This is a genomic window from Deinococcus actinosclerus (assembly GCF_001507665.1).
In the GTDB taxonomy this organism is placed as follows: Bacteria; Deinococcota; Deinococci; order Deinococcales; family Deinococcaceae; genus Deinococcus; species Deinococcus actinosclerus.
Genome location: NZ_CP013910.1, coordinates 1,839,205 through 1,856,939, shown reverse-complemented (window position 1 = coordinate 1,856,939; position 17,735 = coordinate 1,839,205). Strand labels below are relative to the sequence as shown.

The following is a 17,735-nucleotide window of genomic DNA, read 5'->3' as shown; positions in this document are numbered from 1 at the left end:
CTGCGGGCATGACCATCCGCGCCCTCTTCTTCGACATCGGCGGGGTCCTGCTCAGCAACGGCTGGGACCGCGAGCAGCGTGCCGTCGTCGCCGCGCAGTTCGGGCTGGACGCCACGGACTTTGGTGAACGCCACAAGCTGGCCGTGCCCGAACTGGAACTGGGCCGCATGACCCTGGACGAGTACCTGGAGCAGACCGTGTTCTGCCACCCGCAGACCTTCACGCCGGGCGAGTTCCGCGCCGCGATGGAGGCGCAGAGCACCCCGCACGAGGGCGCCCTGGCCCTCGCCCGCGACCTCGCCACGCGCCACCGCCTGTACGCCCTGAACAACGAGGGCCGCGACCTGAACGACCACCGCATCCGCACCTTCGGCCTCAGCGACTTCCTGCTGGCGTTCTTCACGTCCTCCACGCTGGAACTCATGAAACCCAACCCCGCCATCTACCGCGCCGCCCTCACCCTGGCCGCCGTCGCCCCGCACGAGGCCGTCATGATCGACGACCGAGCCCAGAACACCGAAGCCGCCCGCCGGGTCGGCATGCACGCCATCCGCTACGAGAACGCCGCGCAGCTCCGCGAGGAACTGGCGGCGCTGGGTGTGGAATGAGAGAAGGGTGTGGCGGTTCTTGTCAGCCGCTTGGATAGCGTGGTGCTCGGGTGAACTATTGATAGCGACGTAAATACGAGCTGGTATGCTGGAGGTGTGGCTGAATGGCATCCATCCAAGTACTCCCGGGCGCAGCTGGAGGAACGCCGACTGGCGGCGACCCCCTGGCTTCAAGGGGGCCAGCATTCACAGCAGGCGATTGCCGATCACTTTGGCGTGTCCGTCCACACCGTCAGTAACTGGAAGAAACGCCTGAAGCGCACCGGCAGTCTCCAGGCAACGGTGACGACAGGACGCCCATCCCGACTCACCGCCGCCCAGCTCGAACAGGTCCGCACCCTCCTGCGGGAGGGTGCGCTGCACCACGGCTTCCCTGATCCGACCTGGAGCACCAGACGAGTCGCAGACCTGATCGGGCGGCACTTCGACGTGTGGTACCACCCCGATCACGTCCGGAGAATTCTTCGTCAGCTGGGGTTCACGCCCCAGATGCCGGATGGACGGGCAGCAGAACGTAATGAACTCCGGATCGCGTCCTGGAAAGAACAGGTGGCTCCGGAGTTGGGAAAAAAAGGTCGCGCAGGGCGCAACCCTGGTGTACCTGGATGAGGTTGGCTTCTCGCTGAAAGGCGTGCGAAGACGAACGTGGTCGACCAGGGGCGTCACGCCCCTGGTCACACTCCCGGCCAACTGGGAAAAACTCTCGACCATCGGGGCGATCACCTCGGACGGTCGATTCTTCCAGCACACGAAGCCTGGGGCGATCCGGAGTGGGGACGTCATCCGGTTCTTCCAGCATCTGTTGCGCCATGCGCAGGGGGAGATCGTGGTGGTGCTGGACAACGCGGGCATTCACCGAGCGAAGGCAACTCAGGCGTTCGTGGATCTCCACGAACGCCTGTCGCTGGTGTTTTTGCCGCCTTACGCTCCAGAGTTGAATCCGATCGAGCTGGTGTGGGCGTACGTGAAGCGGAATGTGCTGGGGAACTTCTGTGCCCGCTCAGTGGGCATGCTGAAAGCGAAGCTGGTGAAGGCCTGGCAGCGGGTTCGGTACATCGACCTGCCTCAACATTTGATGGACTCGAACTTATGCCGTTATCAATAGGTCGGATAGGAGCAGCCGCCTTGCGGGAAGACCGTCCCTAGTTCTGGATGGTGCGCGTCGTGCGGTAGGTGCGCCCCGCAATCGTCAGGGTTTTGGCGGTCCATTGTCCCTGAGCATTGTATTCCCAGGTTGTGACGCTCGTTTCCTTTCCAAACTGGGTGGCGGTGGAGGTCTCATTCACGACTCGGCCCTGCTCGTCCAGAAGGAGCGTGCCGTTCTCCGTCACGAAGCCGTCCAGCCGGGCCGTGGTGTACACGATGCGACGCTGGGCGTCTGGCGCGCCGAAAACGGTGACGGAGCCTGTCGATCCGCCTTTCCTGGTCAGTCTACTGAGTTGACCGCGTTCGTTCAGTTCGGCGGTGGTGGTTATGGTCTGGCCGTAGAGCGTCTCGGTCATGATCACCTGTTGTGGGCTGGGGTATTGGCAGGCAATCTCGATGTCCTTGGCGTTGTAGAGCTCTGGAACGTTCATTTTCAGGTAAAGGGGGCGACCGGTCCCGTCATAGTTCAGCGTGATGTCAGTTGGCCCGAAGCGGCCCGCGTTGAGGTTGACCTGCCCGAGTGTCTTGACCCGGTCTTCGCGTGAGGACGGCAGGTCGATGTCGTCTCCCGGCACGAACCATTTCCGGGCCCGCTGAAAGACGCCCTGGTTGACCTGTGCGGTGACGGTCGTCCTGCTGGCGAAGGCATCCACGACGTAGATGTTGCGCGTCAATGTCCGGCCGTCGAACGTGGTTTCTGTCCAGCGTTCAAGCTTGCCATTGTCATCGAAGAACTTCTCGATGGTGTTGCTGGGGAGCGTCATGCTGGTGAACACGCTCCACGCATTCTCTTCCTGCGGGACGTACTGCGGGAAGCACAGCTCGGCAGATGCGGCAGATGTGAAGAGGAACAGTCCAAGAACAGTCGCGCGGAGATTCACCCGGTCAGTCTACTGTAAGCCGAATTCAGCTGAAAAACGCTGTGACAGGCGTGCCTGGGGTCATATTCCTACTGCGTCAGGAACGCCTTGACCGCGCCGAGGCTGCCGGTGTCGAGCAGCAGCTTTCCGCTGGGGCGGTGCAGCAGGGCCGGGGTGCGGGCCAGGGCGTGCGCGTCGGCCAGGGCGGTGAATGCGTCGGGGTTCTGCTGGCGGTGCAGCACTTCGATCTGGTCGTCGAACGCGCCGCGCAGGGGGAGGGTCAGCATGCGCTTGAGGGTCTCGCACTGTGGGCACTGGTCCTGCGTGAACAGCACGAAGGGTCTTGGGTCAGTCATGGGCGATCTCCTCAAAATGACTCCGATTGACTGGTTTGTAAAACCAGTTCAATCCGAGCGGATGCGAGTAGGAGCGGTAAGGGTTCCGGGCGTGGAGTTGGCCGCCCGGTGCTGTGCCGGGTGGTCAACGGAACAGACGGAATCCGCCTGAGCGGGCCAGAGTTCGCTGAAGTCGTCGTCGGTGAGGGCCTCGACGCGGAGTTTGGCGTAGCTGCTGCCCTTGGCGCTGAAGAAGTCGTGGGTGGTGCCGCGTGAGCGGATGCCGTTCAGCACGACGGGATTCACGTCCTCGTCGGGGAAGCGGCGTTTGAGGCCGAGGTTGTCGGCCAGCACGTTGAAATTGAAGCGGATGAACGTGGCGACGTCGTGGGCGAGGTTCACGCCGCCGTACAGCACCTCGGTGTACGCCAGTTCGTTGCGGTACAGCGTGTTGAGGCTCTGCTCGTACCACTCGAGCGCCTGCGCCTGCTCGTCATCGGTCAGCGCGGCGAACTTCTCCTGCGCCAGCAGCGCCACGTACACGCCGTGCACCGCCTCGTCGAGGATGATCAGGTTGAAGATCTCCCCGGCCGCCACCATGCGGCCCTGCCCGGCCAGCAGCAGCGGGTAGTAGAAGCCGCTGTAGAACAGCGCGGTTTCCAGCATGCACGACACGACCATCTTCCGCCACAGGCCGAAGTCGCTGGTGTCCGGGTCGCGGAACACGTCCTCGATGAACTGAATCTTGAACTGAAGCTGCGGCTGCGCCTCCACCCACGCGAACACGGCGCGTTCCTCGGTGGTCGTCAGGAACGTCTTGTTCATCAGGCTGTAGCTGCGCGCGTGAATGTCCTCCATCATCCCCTGGAATTGCAGGGTCGCCTTGCGGATGTGGCCGTACACGAGGCCGCGCAGGCCCGGCATGCCCACCTCGCCCTGGAGCGTGTCCAGCGCATTCAGGCCCGCCGAGGCGTGCATGTACGTCCAGCGTTCCTGCTCGGTCAGGCTCTTCCAGTGAATCGCGTCGTTCGTCAGCGGAATCTCGTCGGGGAACCACAGCTGGGACGTGTACTTCTCGTAGAACGTGACCGAGAAGCTGTCTTCCGGGTCGCTCCAGTTCGTGGCGGTAAAGGGGGCTCGGGTCATATCAGGTCTCACAGGGGTTGGAGAGGGGAGAGGGGGTCTATCCGGTGGCGACTTGAGGGAAGGGGCTGAGGGTCTAACTGTCCAAGGGTCTAAACGTCTGAGGGTCTAAGAATGGTTTGGCAGAGGGGCTTTTCCTAGACTCTTTGACCCTTTGACTCTTCGACCCTCGGACGGTCAGTCGTGTAGTCCGATGCCACCCCGTCCCCCGTTCCGCCGTCAGATGGCGCAGTTCAGGCACTCGTCGATGCTAACCTTGCGCAGGCGCGTGTAGTACAGCGTTTTCAGGCCCCGCGCGTAGGCGTACAGGTAGTAGCGTTGCAGGGTGCGGGTGCTGGCGTTGCTGGGCACGAAGAGCGTGCAGGAGATGCCCTGGTCCACGTGGCGCTGCGCGGCGGCGACGGTGTCGATCACGCGCTGCTGGTCCATGTCGTACGCTTCCTCGTAGAACCATTCGGTCATCTCGCTTAAGTGCGGCATGGGGTAGATGGTGCGGGCCTTGTTGCTCGTGCGGGTCTCGACGCGTTCGGTGATGGGCATGATGCTGGCCGAGGCGTTGCTGACGTAGCTGATGCTGCCCGTCGGGGCGATGGCCATGACGAAGGAGTGCGCCAGCCCGTATGTCTGGATGTCCTGCACGAGCCTCTGCCAGTCGGCGCGGGTGGGGAGGTCGTGCCCCTTGAACAGCGCGGCGACCTCGGGCGTGACCGGCAGGAAATCCTGGGTCAGGTACTGCGCGAAGTGCTCGCCGGTCTGGTAACGGCTGCCCTGGAAGCCCTGGAACACGAAGCCGGTGTCCCGCGCGATCTGCATGCTGGTGCGGCGGGCGTGGTAGTGCACGGCGGCGAAGTACACGTTCACGAACTCCAGCGCCTCTGGGCTGCCGTACACGAGTTCGTTCTTCGCCAGGAACGAGTGCAGGCCCATCGCGCCCAGGCCGACGCTGCGCATCTCCTCGTTGGCGCGTTTCACGGCCGGCACCTCGTGGATGCTGGTCGAGCGGGCCACGTTGTCCAGCAGCTTCACCGCCGAGCGCACCACGCGCCCCAGGTCGCCGCTCGCGAGGCTCTGCTCAATGACCAGTGACGCGAGGTTGCAGCTGACGTCCAGACCCACCTGGTCCCTGTCCTCCTGCCCGTAGGCGTGGAAGGTGCTGGGGAGGGTGGGTTGCAGGATCTCGCTGCACAGGTTGCTCATCTTGATCGTCCCGACGTTCGGGATGGGGTTCGCGCGGTTCGCGTTGCCCTCGAACAGCAGGTACGGGTAGCCGCTCTCGCCCTGCGTGACGGCGATGTCCTCCAGGATGCGGCGGGGCGACACGAGTTTCTTGCGCAGGCGCGGGTTGGCGGCCAGCGTCTCATACTCGCGCGTCCAGTCGATGCTGGTGAACTCGCGCCCGGTCTCCTGGAACAGCGAGTGCGGGTAGAACTGATAGATGTCCTGCCCGGCGCGCGCCCTCTCCAGGAAGATGTCCGGGATGGTTGCGCCCATCGAGAGGGTCTTCAGGCGGGCGTCCTCGTCCGAGGCGATCTTCTTCGCGCTCAGGGTGTCCAGGAAGTCCGGGTGCATGACGCTCAGGTAGATCGCGCCCGCGCCGGGCCGCTGTCCCGCCTGATCCGCGTAGCGCAGCATGTTGTCCAGCATCTTCGCCACGCCCATCACGCCCTTCGTGACGTTCTGGATGCCGCGCAGACTCTCGCCCCGCGCACGCAGGTTGCTGACCTCCACGCCGATCCCGCCGCCGCCCTTGCTGAGTTCCGCCACGAACGACAGCGTCTTCGTGATCGAATCCAGGTTGTCCGTGCAGTCCTGGAGCAGGAAGCAGCTCACCAGCCGCCCGGTGTTCGCCTTCCCGGAGTTCATCAGGGTGGGCGTGGCGGGCGTGAACGTCTGGTTGACCAGATGCTCCACGAGTTCCAGCGCTTCCGGCAGCGACTCGCTGCGGGCCAGCGCCGTGACGCTCAGGCGGTCCTCGTAGCGCTCCAGCCACTGCCTGCGGTCAGGCGTCATGGTCGCGTACTCGCTGTAGAACTTGAACGCGCCCATGAATGACCGGAAGCGGAAGTTCAGGCTGTACGCTCGCTCGAACACGGCGCGGACCTCCTGCGGTGTGAAGCGCGCGAACACCGCCGGGTCCCACACGCCCCGTTCCGTCAGCGTGGCGATCTTCTCCTCCAGGCTGGGAAAGGTCACGGTGTTCGGGTTGACCTTCTCGCGGAAGTACACCCGCAGCGCTTCCTGATCATGCGACGTATCCACCACGCCACCCGCCAGCACCTTGTTGTTCAGTTCAATCCAGGGATCCATTCGTTCGTCCTTTCCGCCACCACGGGCGACACCCACGCTGCACTCGATTCCTTGCCCTGCCCCGCCAGCCACGCCAGCACCGCCGCGCGGTCCGCAGCCGTCCCGCCCTTGTTCAGCCGGGCCACCAGTGGCACCCCGAACTGCGCGGCGATCCGGTCGCCCGCCCGCCCGAAGTTCTCCCCCCAGTGGTAACTGCCGCTCGCCACCACGCCCCGCAGGCCCGCGCCGTGCTCGCGCAGGAACGCGGCGGTGCTGTCCGGCACCTGCCCCGACCCGAACGTGTACGTCAGCAGCAGGAACCCCTCACCCGGCGCGGGCGGCGCGTCCCGCACCGACCCGACCGGCAGGCCCCCCGCCTCGCGCGCCAGGGCCGTCGCGAACCGCCGCACGTTCCCCGTCAGGGAGTCGAAGACCAGCCTCACATGCCCTCCGATAGATCGGTTCTCAGGAGCCGATCTATCCGAGCGGATGCGAGAAGGAGCAGCGAGGGCGCCCGGCGTGGAGTGGACCACCCGGAAACGCGCCGGGTGGTCCACGGAACAGACGGCACCCTCAGCACACGTCCGCCAGTGGGGGCACGGGCGCCGGCTGCCCGTCCTCACCCAGCGCCACGAGCGCGAACGTCCCCGCGCACGCCAGTTCCCGCGTCTCGCTGTACATGTCCTCACGGAACACGTCCACCTGCACCGTCATGCTCGTCCGCCCGGTCCGCACCACGCGCGCCACGAGTTCCACCAGCGACCCCTGCGGAATCGGATGCCGGAACTCCATGGCGTCCAGATGCCGCGTCACCACCTTCTTCCGGCAGTGCCGGGTCGCCGCGATGAACGCCGCCGAATCCATCAGGGACAGCGCCTCACCGCCGAACAGCGTGCCGTGATGGTTCGTCAGGCCGGGAAAGACGACGTGCGTCACGCGCGTCTCACGCGGCGGCACGGGCGGAAGGCCGCCCAGCGGGGGACGGGACAGGGACAGGGTCATGGAACACCTCTGAGGGGCTTCCGGTGAGTCGTCAGACGAACCCGAGCGGAGCGAGAGGAAGACGGGGAGGCCCGGCGGCGACGGAGGTGCAGGTTCGGCGGTGTTCCGAACGTGCGCCGCAGTCAGAGCGGGGCCGGGTCAGGGGCAGCGGGGCAGAGGTTGTCAGGTGATCAAGGGGAAACCGCCTTGTGCCCCTTGCGCGGGGGCCGTGAAGTGGGCGTCTCTTCGCTGGGCGAGCGTTCGGACTGAAGACCGTGGCGCGACCGTGCCGGACTGAAGCCCCCTGATGGGGCGTGACCGGACTTCCCTCTGTTCCCGCGAAGTGCTGCGTGCGCAGCGACTGCCGGAGTCTACATGCGGTATGCCGGTGGGTCAAATGCAGGTGCGGTATACATCATCTGGTATGACAGCAGAACGCACCGCCTCCGGAGTGGAAGCGGTGCGTGGTGGGATTCAGTCTACGCGGTGACGGGTGCCAGGACGGCGCGGGCGGCGGTGCGTCCGGCGTTCACGCAGTCGGGGACGCCCACGCCGGTGTAGCTGGCCCCGGCGATCTGCTGGTGTGCGGGCAGCGCGGCGCGGATGCGCGCGATGTGGTCGAGGTGCCCGACGACGTAGGCGGGGTTCTTGCCGCGCCAGTCGCCGAACGCGTGCCACAGCGGGTCGCCCTGCGCGCCGAAGAGCCGCTCGGCGGTCTCCTGCGCCAGGACGCGGGCCTGCGCGGGTTCGATGTCCTTGAAGAACACGCGCATCAGCACGTGCCCTTCGGGGGCGCGGCCGTGCATCTTCGCGGAGTGCACGGTGATGGCCTTCAGGAGGGTGTCCTCGCTGGCGTCCACCTGCAGGCCGTGCAGGAGCATGTCGCCGGGGAACTGCTCGGCGCGGTACGCGAGCACCACGGCGACGCTGCTGTTCGCCTTGAGCTGCCCGATCAGGCTGGCGGCCTCCGGGTAGTCCCGCTGGTACATGGCGCCGGCGTACCAGGCGGGGGTGGTGTTGATGACGGCCCGGCCGCGCAGTTCCTCGCCGCCTGCGAGGGTCACGCCGTGCTCGTGCACACGCAGGACGGGGGTGTTCAGGCGGATCTCGCCGCCGGTGAGGCGTTCGTGCAGCGCGCGGATCAGGGTGCTCGTACCTTCCTGGAAGGACATGAAGACGGGTCCGGCGGCGCGGGGCGTGGCGCGGCTGCCCCGGATGACGCTGCCGTACTCCTGTTCCATCTTCAGGAACTGCGGGAACGCCGCTTTCATGCTCAGTTCCAGCGGGTTCGCCACGTAGATCCCGGCGGCGAGCGGCACGATGAAGTTCAGGCTTTCCGGCCCGAACCGCCGCGTGAGGAACGACGCGAGGGACTCGTCCTCGTCGGTGGGGGGCCTGGGCGGCACGTGCTGTTCGTCCAGGTAGCGGCGCAGGCCCTCGGGGGACAGCACGCCACTCTGCAGGAACGATTCGTCGTCCAGCGGCACGAACATCTTCATGTTCGGCGGGAACGGCAGGAGCTGGCCGCCGCGCAGGAAGTAGATCTTCTTCGTGTCCTCGCGCGGGTGGATGACCTGACCGTCCAGGCCCACCTCGCGCGCCAGTTGCGCCGCGTACGGCTTGCCGAGGATGAACGCGTCGGCGGCCCGCTCGACCAGGAAACCGTCCTCGGTGCGTTCGGAGTGCAGTTTCCCGCCCAGGTAATCCCCGGCTTCGAGCAGCACGAACGGCACGCCGCGCGTCTGGAGTTCCCAGGCGGCACTCAGGCCGGTGATGCCGCCCCCCACGATGATCACAGGCAGCTCACCGCCCGCCCCTGTGCCGTCCTTCACTGCGGCGTCGGTCATGACAGCGCGGCCACCTTGCGTTCCAGCACGCTGGCGAGCGTCCCGATGAACAGCGGGTCCGTGTTCAGGGCCGGGGGGCGCACCAGCGTCATGCCCAGTTCGGCGGCCGTTTCCTGCGCGGCGATGTCGATGTCGAACAGGATCTCCACGTGGTCGGACACGAAGCCCACCGGCACGCTGACCACCTTCCTGATGCCCTTGCCCGACAGGTCGTGCATGTGCTCGTCGAGTTGCGGCCCCAGCCACGGCTCGGGGCTGCGCCCGGCGGACTGGTAGCTCCAGGACCACTGGTCGTCGCGCAGTCCGGCGGCGGCGGCGATCAGGCGCGCGGATTCGTGCAGCTGGTCGGCGTACGGGTCACCTTCACGCAGGATCCGCACCGGCAGGCTGTGCGCGCTGAGGATCACGTGCACGTCGTCCCGCTCGCCCTCCGGGAACGCCTCGATGCCCTCGCGGACGCGGTTGGCCAGGGCCGTCACGTACCCGCTTTCCGTGTGGTACTCGTTCACGAACTCGAAGTCGATGTGGCCGTGGTTCATGCTCAGGCCCGCCTTGATCTTCTTCTGGTACTTCGCGACGCTCATGCTCGAGTAGTGAGGGGCCAGCACGATCGCCACCGCCTGCGTGATGCCGTCGTCGAGCATCTCGCGCACGGCGTCCTCGATCCACGGGTTCCAGTGGCGCATGCCGATGTACGCCTTCAGGGGACGCTGCACGCGCGCCTGGAGTTCCTGCATGGTCGCCTCGACCTGCGCGCGGGTGAATTCCGGCAGGGGGCTCTTCCCGCCGATCTGGCGGTAGTTGTTGGTGATCTCGTCCAGCACGGCCTGCGTCGTCACGCGCCCGGCGCGGATGTCCGCGAGGTACCCGGGCATGTCCTCCAGGCTCTCGGGGCCGCCGTAGGCCATGAACAGCACGCCCAGCGGCGCTCCTTGGTGGGTGGAATCGGTCATGTCGCTCCTCTCAGGTCACAGGGGGGAATCGGGGTGGGGTTCAGCGCAGTCGCTGCTCGCTCCGCTCGGGTTGACTTGGGTGGGCCGCGATTACTTCGCGGTCTGCTCGTGCACGTAGTCCACGAGGCGGCGGACCATATCCACGGGCGTCTCGGGCAGCAGGCCGTGCCCCACGTTGAAGATGTGCCCGGGGCGGCCGTCCACCTCGGCCAGGATGCGGTCGGTCTGGTGCTTCAGTTCACGCCAGGGGCCCTGGAGCAGCAGCGGGTCGAGGTTCCCCTGCACGCCCTGGCCGGGCTGGATGAGCTTCCAGGCGTCGTTCAGGGGCGTGCGCCAGTCGATGCCCATGACGTCGCTGCCCAGCGAGGACATCTGGGGCAGGAGGTGGTGGGTGCTGGTCCCGAAGTAGATGACGGGCACGCCCAGTTTCTTGGTGCGTTCGATCAGGCGGCCCGTGGCGGGCTTCACGAACGTCACGTAGTCGTAGATGCTCAGCGCGCCCACCCACGAGTCGAAGATCTGCACGGCCTGCGCGCCCGCCTTGACCTGCTCGGCCAGGTAGTCCGCGAGGATCGTCTCGAACTTGTCCATCAGGCGGTGCCACGCGGCAGGCTCGCCGTACATGAAGCGCTTGGTGCGCTCGTAGTTGCGGCTGCCCTTGCCCTCGATGGCGTAGCTGGCCAGCGTGAACGGCGCGCCCACGAAACCGATCAGCGGCACGCCGCGCGGGTCGAGTTCCTGGCGCACGAGCCTGATGGACTCGGCGGTGTACGGCATGACTTCCGCCGCGGCGGGCACGCCCAGGCGGTCCACGTCGAAGGGCGTCTCGATGCGGTTGCTGATCTGCGGGCCCACGCCCCCCACGAAGTCCAGATCCAGGCCCATGACCGGCAGGGGCGTCAGGATGTCGTTGAAGAGGATCGCGGCGTCCATCGGCATGGCCTTGATGGGCTGCAGGGTGATCTCGGCGGCCAGCTCCGGCGTGCGGATGCACTCCAGCATGCTGCGCCCGGCGCGCAGCGCGCGGTACTCGGGCATGTAACGCCCGGCCTGCCGCATGAACCACACCGGGGTGTGCGGGGCGGCCTCGCCGCGCATGGTCTTCAGGAACGCGGAGTCGCGGTTGGTGGGGTCAGGGGTCAGGACGGGCGTGCTGGGTCGGGTCACAGTGAAAGGCTCCTTGCCGGGGTGGGGCGCGCCGCGTGGGCGCAGGTCGAAAAGGGACAGAAAGCCGCACCGGAACGGGGTCGGGTGGGGCAGCGCCCGGTACTCTAGCGGAGAGCCTCCCAGTCAATCATCCCGGACCAACCGGTCGGTCAGCGCGTGCCGGTGGGCGTGGCGGTCACATTCTCCCGGGTGAGGCCCGCGCAGACCGTACCCGTCCCGCCAGTTGACCAGCGCACACCTGAAAAGCAGAAGGGGCCGGAGGGGACGTGCTCGCCCAGCCTCCGGCCCGCGCGCCCTGACCCGCTCAGACCTTCACGAATTCCTGCACGCCCATCACGAACATCACCGCGCCGCCCACGGGGACCTCGACCGGGTCGTTCACGAGTCCCTCGTTCTGCTCGCCCATCGGGACGCTGGGCGCGACGAGGCGCGTGCGGGTGCGGCAGGTGCGCTGCACGTGCCTCTTGAGTTCGTCGAGGCGTTCGTCCGCCACGCCGATCATCAGTGTGGTGTTGCCCTCGCGCAGGAAGCCGCCGGTACTGGCGAGTTTCGTGACTTCGAAGGCGTTCTGGGACAACACGCGGATCAGCGCGGTCGCGTCCGCATCCTGAATCACAGCCAGCACGAGTTTCATGCCCGGCAGGATACCAGACGCCCGGTAAAGGTTCAGTCAGGCTGGTCAGGCTATGTACCCACCCGGCAGCACAAACCCCCGCCGGAGCGGGGGCTGCAAGGGGTGCGGGGTGGGCTCAGGCGACGGCTTTCTTGCGGCCGCTGGCCTTCTCGGGGGCGGCGGCGCCGTCCTGCCCGAGGGCCTGGGTTTCTTTCAGGCGGAAGATGACCAGGCTGCCCACGAAGGTGCAGGTGATCATGCCGTGGGCGTTCAGGAGGCTCAGGGCAGCCATGACGTCCTCGCGGGTCATGCGCAGCTGGTCACTCATGTACAGGGCGCTGTCGGCGCGGCCTTCGAGGTAGTCGCGCACTTTCTTGGCGTCGCTCGTCAGGGGGGTGGCGGGCACGTCGGCCAGACCGGGGTCGGCCAGGCCGTACACGGCGCGGGTGCCGGTGCCGGGGAGGCGGCGTACGCGGCCCTGGTCGAGCAGGCTGGCCAGCGCGGCGCGCAGGTGGCTCAGGGCCAGGCTGGTGGTCTTGGCCAGTTCGGTCTCGACCCATTCGGGCTTGCTTTCCAGGGCCTTGAGGACCAGCTTCTCGTTGGCGCGGCGGGTTTCCTGCAGATCTTCGAGGGTGGGGGGATTGAACATTCGGGCCTCCGGGGCGCCGGCCGGCCCTGGGGGGCGGCGGCGCTGAACTGTGGCGGTTCGGTGGCGATCCCTGGCCGCGCGGGGCGGCCGGATCGGGGGGCGTGGGGCAGCGAGGTCGGAACGGAATCGACGAGACTCAACTTGAACGCAGTGCAACTTTGTGGCCGCAGTGGCCTCAAGCGCAACTTTCCCATTGTTACAGATTCGCTCTCATTTTGCATGAGCAATCGGGGGATTGCTTTTCATGACCGTCCTGTGTCCCTGAACGCAAAATGCTGTATCTGACGCGGTTTCTCCTGCGCTGCACATCTGTCTCATTCCTGGGCTGGATCGATTCAGCGTGCAGCGTCAGGATGCCAGGAACCTGATTGTGAACTGACGCGTATTCAGCCCCAGTCCCCCAGATGGGGGGAAGGAGACGCATGCTCGATATTCAGAACGTCACCAAGACCTACGGGCGCTACCAGGCGCTCACGGGCATCACGCTGCAGGCGCGAGGCGGCGAGGTGTTCGGCCTGCTGGGCCCCAACGGCGCGGGCAAGACCACCCTGCTGCGCATTCTCGCCACCCTGCTGCGCCCCACCGCCGGCACCGCCACCCTGGGCGGGCACGACATCCTGCGCGACCCGGAAGGCGTGCGCCGCTCGGTGGGCGTCGTCAATGGCGGCATGGGCCTGCCCGCGCGCCTCACGGGCCGCGAGGTGCTGCGCTCCTTCGCCACCCTCTACGGCCTGAGCCGCCCGCAGGCGGACGCCCGCATCGCGGAACTTGACGACCGGCTGGAACTCGGCCGCACCCTGGACGTCCGGGCCGGGGAGTACTCCACCGGCATGAAACAGAAGGTCGTGATCGCGCGCGCCGTCATCCACGACCCGCCCGTCCTGATCCTGGACGAGGCCGCCAGCGGCCTGGACATCTTCGCGCGTCGCACTCTGCTCGACTTCGTACACGCCACCCGCGCCCCGGGCCGCCTGACCGTGTACTCCACCCACGTCATGAGCGAGGTCGAGGAGGTCTGCGACCGGGTCGCCATCCTGCACGAGGGGCACCTGCTGAATGTCAGTACCATTCCCGAGGTGCTGGCCCGCACCGGCGCCAGCAGCCTGGAACGCGCCTTTTTCCGACTCGTCCGCCCGGAGGCCCCGCATGCCCGCTGAGCGCCGCGGCCTGCGGCCCGCGACGCTCTGGCAGATCGCCACGCGCGACCTGCTGACCACCCTGCGTGACCGCCGCACCCTGACCGCCACGATCCTGATGCCCCTGATCCTCATTCCGCTGCTGTCCCTGGGGCTGCCGCTGCTGATGGGCAACCTGATCGGCGGGCAGCAGCAGGCCCGGCAGCAGCTGGGCGTGGCGGGCACCCTCCCCGAGAGCCTGCGCCGCGCCCTGAGCAGTGACGAGACCCTCCCGGACGGCACCGTGACCCGCGCGGGCGTGGACCTCGTGCCGGTGAGCGACCCGCTGACCGCCGTGCGCAGCGGCGCCGTCGACGCCGCCCTTCAGGCCGCCGGGCCGCTGCCCCGCCAGGCCGGCGACGGCACCGGCACCCTGAAGCTGTACGCCAAGCTGGGGAACCTGCGCGCCCAGACCGGCGCCTACAGCAAGGTGCAGGACGTCGTGCAGGGCTACAACCGCCAGCTGACCACCGCGCGCCTGGAGACGCTCGGCCTGAGCGCCGACACCCTCGAACCCGTGCGGCTCCAGCCCGTGGACGCCAGCAGCGCGCAGGAGCAGCGCAGCGGTCAGCTGGCCTTCCTGATCCCGCTGCTGATGATGCAGTTCATCCTCTCCGGCGCCATGGCCACCGCCCTGGACGGCACCGCCGGCGAGAAGGAACGCGGCACCCTGGAAAGCCTGCTGGTCGCCCCGGTGCGCCGCGTCGAGGTCGTGGCGGGCAAGCTGCTGGCGACCACCATCACGGCCCTGACCAGCGCCGCGTTCAGCGTGGGCGGCTTTCTCCTGAGCGGGCTGGTCATGCGCGCCTACCTCGCCCGGCAGCCGGAGGCCACCGGGGCGCTGACCCAGGGGCTGGGCGGCCAGCTGAGCCTGACCCCCGCCGCACTGCTGACGCTGCTGGCCGTGGCGGCCACGACCGCCCTGCTGGTCAGTGCCGCCCTGATCGCCCTGGGCATCTACGCCCGCTCGTTCAAGGAGGCGCAGACCTACGTCGCGCCGCTGAGCCTCCTGATCGTGATCCCGGCCGTGATGCTCCAGTTCGCGGACTTCCTGACGCTGGGCGGCGCCGTGTACGCCGCGCCGCTGATCGGGGGCATGGTCACCATCCTGGACACGGTGCGCGGCAGTGTCGACGCCGGGCACGCGGCCCTCTCGATTGCGGGCAACCTGCTGGGCGCGCTGCTGCTGGGCGCGCTGGCCCTGCGGTCCTTCGGGCGCGAGGAGGTCATCTTCCGCAACTGACCCCCGCAGCCAGAGTGGGCCGCGCCTTCCAGTGGCGCGGCCCACTCTGACCTAGAATGCCGCGCGATGAGGATTGCTGTCCTGGCCGACATTCACGGGAACGCCGACGCCCTGGAGGCCGTGCTGCGCGACGCGCAGGCCCAGGGGGCCGGGCGGCTGATCGTGAACGGCGACGTCGTGAACCGCGGGCCGGACTCCGTACAGGTCATGCAGACGCTGCTGGACCGGGACGACGTGACCTTCACGCTGGGCAACCACGACGACCTGCTGCGCCTGTGGCAGGCCCGCAGCGACGCCCTGCCCGCCGACTGGTACGCCGACCCCTTCTGGGGCGCGACGGCCTGGAGCACCGAGCAGCTCGACCGCGCGGGGCTGCTGCACGTGCCCGCCAGCTGGCCCATGACGGTCGACCTGGACGAACCGGGCCTGCCGCGCGTGCAGATCGCGCACGGCACCCGCGACCACTACCGCGAGAGCCTCAGTGACCGCACCGACCCGGCGCGGCTGGACGGGCTGGTGGCTGCCCCGGACGGCGGGCAGTACGGCGTGATCGTCGGGTCGCACATCCACCGGCCCGTGCAGCACGCCCACCGCGGCACCCTGATCCTGAACACCGGCGCGGTCGGCTCCCCGGCCACTGGCGACCCGCGCGCCCAGTACCTCCTGCTGGACGCCCGCGCCGACGGGTGGCACGCCACGCTGCGCGCCGTTCCCTACGACCGGACGGGCGTGCTGGGCCGCTTCCAGTCCAGTGGACTGCTGCGCACCGGGCTGAGCGCCCAGATCTTCCGGGACGAGATCGTCACCGCGCGTAGCCTCTACACGCCGTACTGGGCCTGGACGGAAGAGGCCCGCCAGCCGCGCACCCCGGCCACCTGGGCCGCCTTCCTGCGGAGCCACCCGGAGGCGCAGACCGCCTGAACGCAGCGGCCTGACGGGAGCGGCCAGCTGCCGCGTGCCGTGTGCCCGGGCCATATCAGTATCAGAAGGCCACGCCCTCCGGTCAGGGAGGAGCGTGGCCTGCGTGGGGAGGCTTACTTCAGGGTGGGGGGAATGAGCACGCTGTCGATCGGGTAGATCACGCTGTTGCCCGCATCGGAGCGGCTGGCGACCACGCCGCCGGTGATGACGTCGCCGCTGCGCACGCCCACCTTGTAGCTGCTGCCGTCGGCCATCAGGTCGATGCTGCTGCCCTCCATGGAGCGCAGCTGCGCCACGTTCAGGCCGTCATCGACCACGCGACCCGTGACCACGTGGAACAGCAGGACCTGCTTGAGCTTGTCGTTGTCGGCCATCAGCATGTCAAGGGTCGCCTGGGGCACCTTGGCGAAGGCGTCGTTGGTGGGGGCGAAGATGGTCACGTCACCGGCCATCAGGGCGTCGACCAGACCGGCCTTCTGCACCAGGCTCAGCAGGGTGCTGAACTGGGGCTGCGCCAGCACTTCGGTGATGTTCGTCCCGGCCTGCGCGGCGGGGAGCGTCACGACGGTCACCGTGGCGGTGGTGCCGGTCGCGGTCGTCGCGGCGGCGTCCGTCGTCGCCGTGTCCGTGGTAGCCGCGTCGGCCGCGGGCGTGGGCAGCACCAGATCGGGGGGCAGGAGCACCTGATTGATCGCGTAGATGTAGCCGTTGCTGGCTTCCACTGGCGTGCCGTCCACCATGGCCTCGTTGACCATCTGGGTCGAGCCGTCCAGCTTGAAGTTCAGGCTGGCGCCCTGCTCGCTGCGCAGCTGGGTGGCGGCGGCCACCTGCTCGCCGGTGACCTTGCCCTGCACCACGTGGTAGGTCAGGACAGCCTTGAGGGTGTCGGGATCGCTGGCGATCACCGCGAGCGTCTCGGGATCCACGGCCGCGAAGGCGTCGTTGGTGGGCGCGAAGATCGTGAACTCGTTGTTGATGAGCAGGTCGGTCAGACCGGCGTCGCTGAGCAGGTCGCGCAGCGTGCTGAAGCGCTCGTCGCTCACCAGCTGGTCGTACACCGTATCGCTGCTGACGGCCGTCTCGGTCGCGGCGGTCGTCGTGGTTGCGGCGGTGTCCGTGGTCGTGGTCGTCGTGGTGGTGGTCGTGGTCGTCATGCCCACGGGCATGGCGGGAATCGACATGATGTCGGTCGCGGCCGGCGCGGTGGCGACGGGAGCGGGCATGGGCGCCGGGGCCGGCGCGGGTGTGGTGACCGTCACGGGCGCGGGGGTAGCAGCCGCCATGGCGGGCATCAGGACGGTATCCACGACGTGCACGACGCCGTTACAGGCCATCACGTCGGCCTTCGTGACCGTGGCGTTGTCCACCATGACCTTGCCGCCCATCACGTTGATCAGGACGCTGCCGCCCTGGGCCGTCTTGGCGGAGGACATGGTCATGACCTGCTTGGCCGTGACCTTCCCGGGCACGACGTGGTACAGGAGGATGGAGCGCAGCATGGCGGGGTCGTTCAGCGCGGCGGCCAGCGTGTCGCTGGGCAGCTTGGCGAAGGCGGCGTTCGTGGGCGCGAACACCGTGTACTGCCCGCCCATCAGCGTCTGGCCGAGCCCGGCCGCTTCCACGGCCGTCGCCAGGGTGCTGAAGTTGGGGTCGGTCATGACGATCTGCGCAATGCTCTTGCAGGCGGCGGCGGGCATGGGGGCCATGGGCGCGCCGGCCCCACCAGCGAGTGCGGGGGTGGCGAGCATCAGGCTCAGGGTGAGCAGACCAGTGTGCTTCTTCATGAGATCACCTCGGGAATTGGGTAT

At 67.7% G+C, this 17,735-nt stretch carries 17 protein-coding genes; 5 read left to right on the top strand and 12 right to left on the bottom strand.

The genetic code is table 11. The features are described 5' to 3' along the window. Nucleotides 1-8 precede the first annotated feature (8 nt). The gene (locus AUC44_RS09050) at nt 9-608 is read left to right on the top strand and encodes an HAD family hydrolase (protein ID WP_062158329.1); all 600 of its coding nucleotides are present in this window, start codon (nt 9-11) and stop codon (nt 606-608) included. 96 nt (nt 609-704) lie between these two features. Next, nucleotides 705-1,713, top strand: a protein-coding gene (locus tag AUC44_RS16825) for an IS630 family transposase (RefSeq protein ID WP_197408525.1) whose coding sequence is annotated in 2 segments (ribosomal slippage) — nt 705-1,172 and nt 1,174-1,713 — 1,008 coding nt in all. Because the reading frame shifts where the segments join, the coding sequence is not laid out codon by codon here. A gap of 37 nt (nt 1,714-1,750) precedes the next feature. Here the strand turns inward: AUC44_RS16825 and AUC44_RS09040 are convergent. The 11 genes from AUC44_RS09040 to AUC44_RS08990 form a co-directional block, all read right to left on the bottom strand. Continuing rightward, the gene (locus AUC44_RS09040; protein WP_062158327.1) at nt 1,751-2,635 is read right to left on the bottom strand and encodes a hypothetical protein; all 885 of its coding nucleotides are present in this window, start codon (nt 2,633-2,635) and stop codon (nt 1,751-1,753) included. A gap of 68 nt (nt 2,636-2,703) precedes the next feature. Continuing rightward, a complete protein-coding gene (locus AUC44_RS09035; RefSeq protein ID WP_062158326.1) occupies nt 2,704-2,970 on the bottom strand; it encodes a hypothetical protein in 267 nt (88 codons plus the stop codon). A 48-nt stretch (nt 2,971-3,018) separates the two neighbouring features. Further along, a complete protein-coding gene (locus AUC44_RS09030) occupies nt 3,019-4,095 on the bottom strand; it encodes a ribonucleotide-diphosphate reductase subunit beta (protein ID WP_082689011.1) in 1,077 nt (358 codons plus the stop codon). A 216-nt stretch (nt 4,096-4,311) separates the two neighbouring features. Further along, nucleotides 4,312-6,399, bottom strand: a complete 2,088-nt coding sequence (gene nrdE / locus AUC44_RS09025) for a class 1b ribonucleoside-diphosphate reductase subunit alpha (RefSeq protein WP_062158325.1) — start codon at nt 6,397-6,399, stop codon at nt 4,312-4,314. Further along, nucleotides 6,378-6,821: a class Ib ribonucleoside-diphosphate reductase assembly flavoprotein NrdI gene (gene nrdI, locus AUC44_RS09020; RefSeq protein ID WP_062158324.1), complete on the bottom strand. Its 444-nt coding sequence runs from the start codon at nt 6,819-6,821 to the stop codon at nt 6,378-6,380. The genes nrdE and nrdI overlap by 22 nt, the downstream gene beginning before the upstream one ends. A gap of 130 nt (nt 6,822-6,951) precedes the next feature. Continuing rightward, a complete protein-coding gene (locus AUC44_RS09015) occupies nt 6,952-7,380 on the bottom strand; it encodes an acyl-CoA thioesterase (RefSeq protein ID WP_062158323.1) in 429 nt (142 codons plus the stop codon). 458 nt (nt 7,381-7,838) lie between these two features. Then, nucleotides 7,839-9,206, bottom strand: a complete 1,368-nt coding sequence (gene hemG / locus AUC44_RS09010; protein ID WP_062158322.1) for a protoporphyrinogen oxidase — start codon at nt 9,204-9,206, stop codon at nt 7,839-7,841. Then, nucleotides 9,203-10,159 carry a ferrochelatase gene (hemH, locus tag AUC44_RS09005; protein ID WP_062158321.1) on the bottom strand — a complete coding sequence of 319 codons (957 nt, stop codon included), beginning with the start codon at nt 10,157-10,159 and terminating at the stop codon, nt 9,203-9,205. The genes hemG and hemH overlap by 4 nt, the downstream gene beginning before the upstream one ends. A 90-nt stretch (nt 10,160-10,249) precedes the next feature. Next, complete coding sequence (gene hemE, locus AUC44_RS09000) at nt 10,250-11,326, bottom strand: uroporphyrinogen decarboxylase (RefSeq protein ID WP_082689010.1); 1,077 nt, start codon at nt 11,324-11,326, stop codon at nt 10,250-10,252. 304 nt (nt 11,327-11,630) lie between these two features. Further along, on the bottom strand, nt 11,631-11,960 hold the full coding sequence (locus tag AUC44_RS08995) for a cyclic-di-AMP receptor (RefSeq protein ID WP_062158320.1): 330 nt from the start codon (nt 11,958-11,960) through the stop codon (nt 11,631-11,633). A gap of 115 nt (nt 11,961-12,075) precedes the next feature. After that, nucleotides 12,076-12,588, bottom strand: coding sequence for a transcription initiation factor IIE subunit alpha family protein (locus AUC44_RS08990; protein ID WP_062158319.1), 513 nt, complete (start codon nt 12,586-12,588; stop codon nt 12,076-12,078). Nucleotides 12,589-13,010: 422 nt separating this feature from the next. Between AUC44_RS08990 and AUC44_RS08985 the strand changes: the two genes are divergently transcribed. From AUC44_RS08985 to AUC44_RS08975, 3 genes are all read left to right on the top strand, one after another. Further along, nucleotides 13,011-13,745, top strand: coding sequence for an ABC transporter ATP-binding protein (locus tag AUC44_RS08985; RefSeq protein WP_062158318.1), 735 nt, complete (start codon nt 13,011-13,013; stop codon nt 13,743-13,745). Then, entirely contained in the window at nt 13,735-15,006 is a 1,272-nt protein-coding gene (locus AUC44_RS08980; RefSeq protein WP_062158317.1) for an ABC transporter permease, read from the top strand. Before AUC44_RS08985 ends, AUC44_RS08980 begins: the two co-directional genes overlap by 11 nt. A gap of 66 nt (nt 15,007-15,072) precedes the next feature. After that, on the top strand, nt 15,073-15,927 hold the full coding sequence (locus tag AUC44_RS08975) for a metallophosphoesterase family protein (RefSeq protein WP_062158316.1): 855 nt from the start codon (nt 15,073-15,075) through the stop codon (nt 15,925-15,927). A gap of 113 nt (nt 15,928-16,040) precedes the next feature. Here AUC44_RS08975 and AUC44_RS08970 read toward each other — a convergent pair whose 3' ends face one another. After that, a complete protein-coding gene (locus AUC44_RS08970) occupies nt 16,041-17,711 on the bottom strand; it encodes a fasciclin domain-containing protein (RefSeq protein WP_062158315.1) in 1,671 nt (556 codons plus the stop codon). Nucleotides 17,712-17,735: the final 24 nt, after the last annotated feature.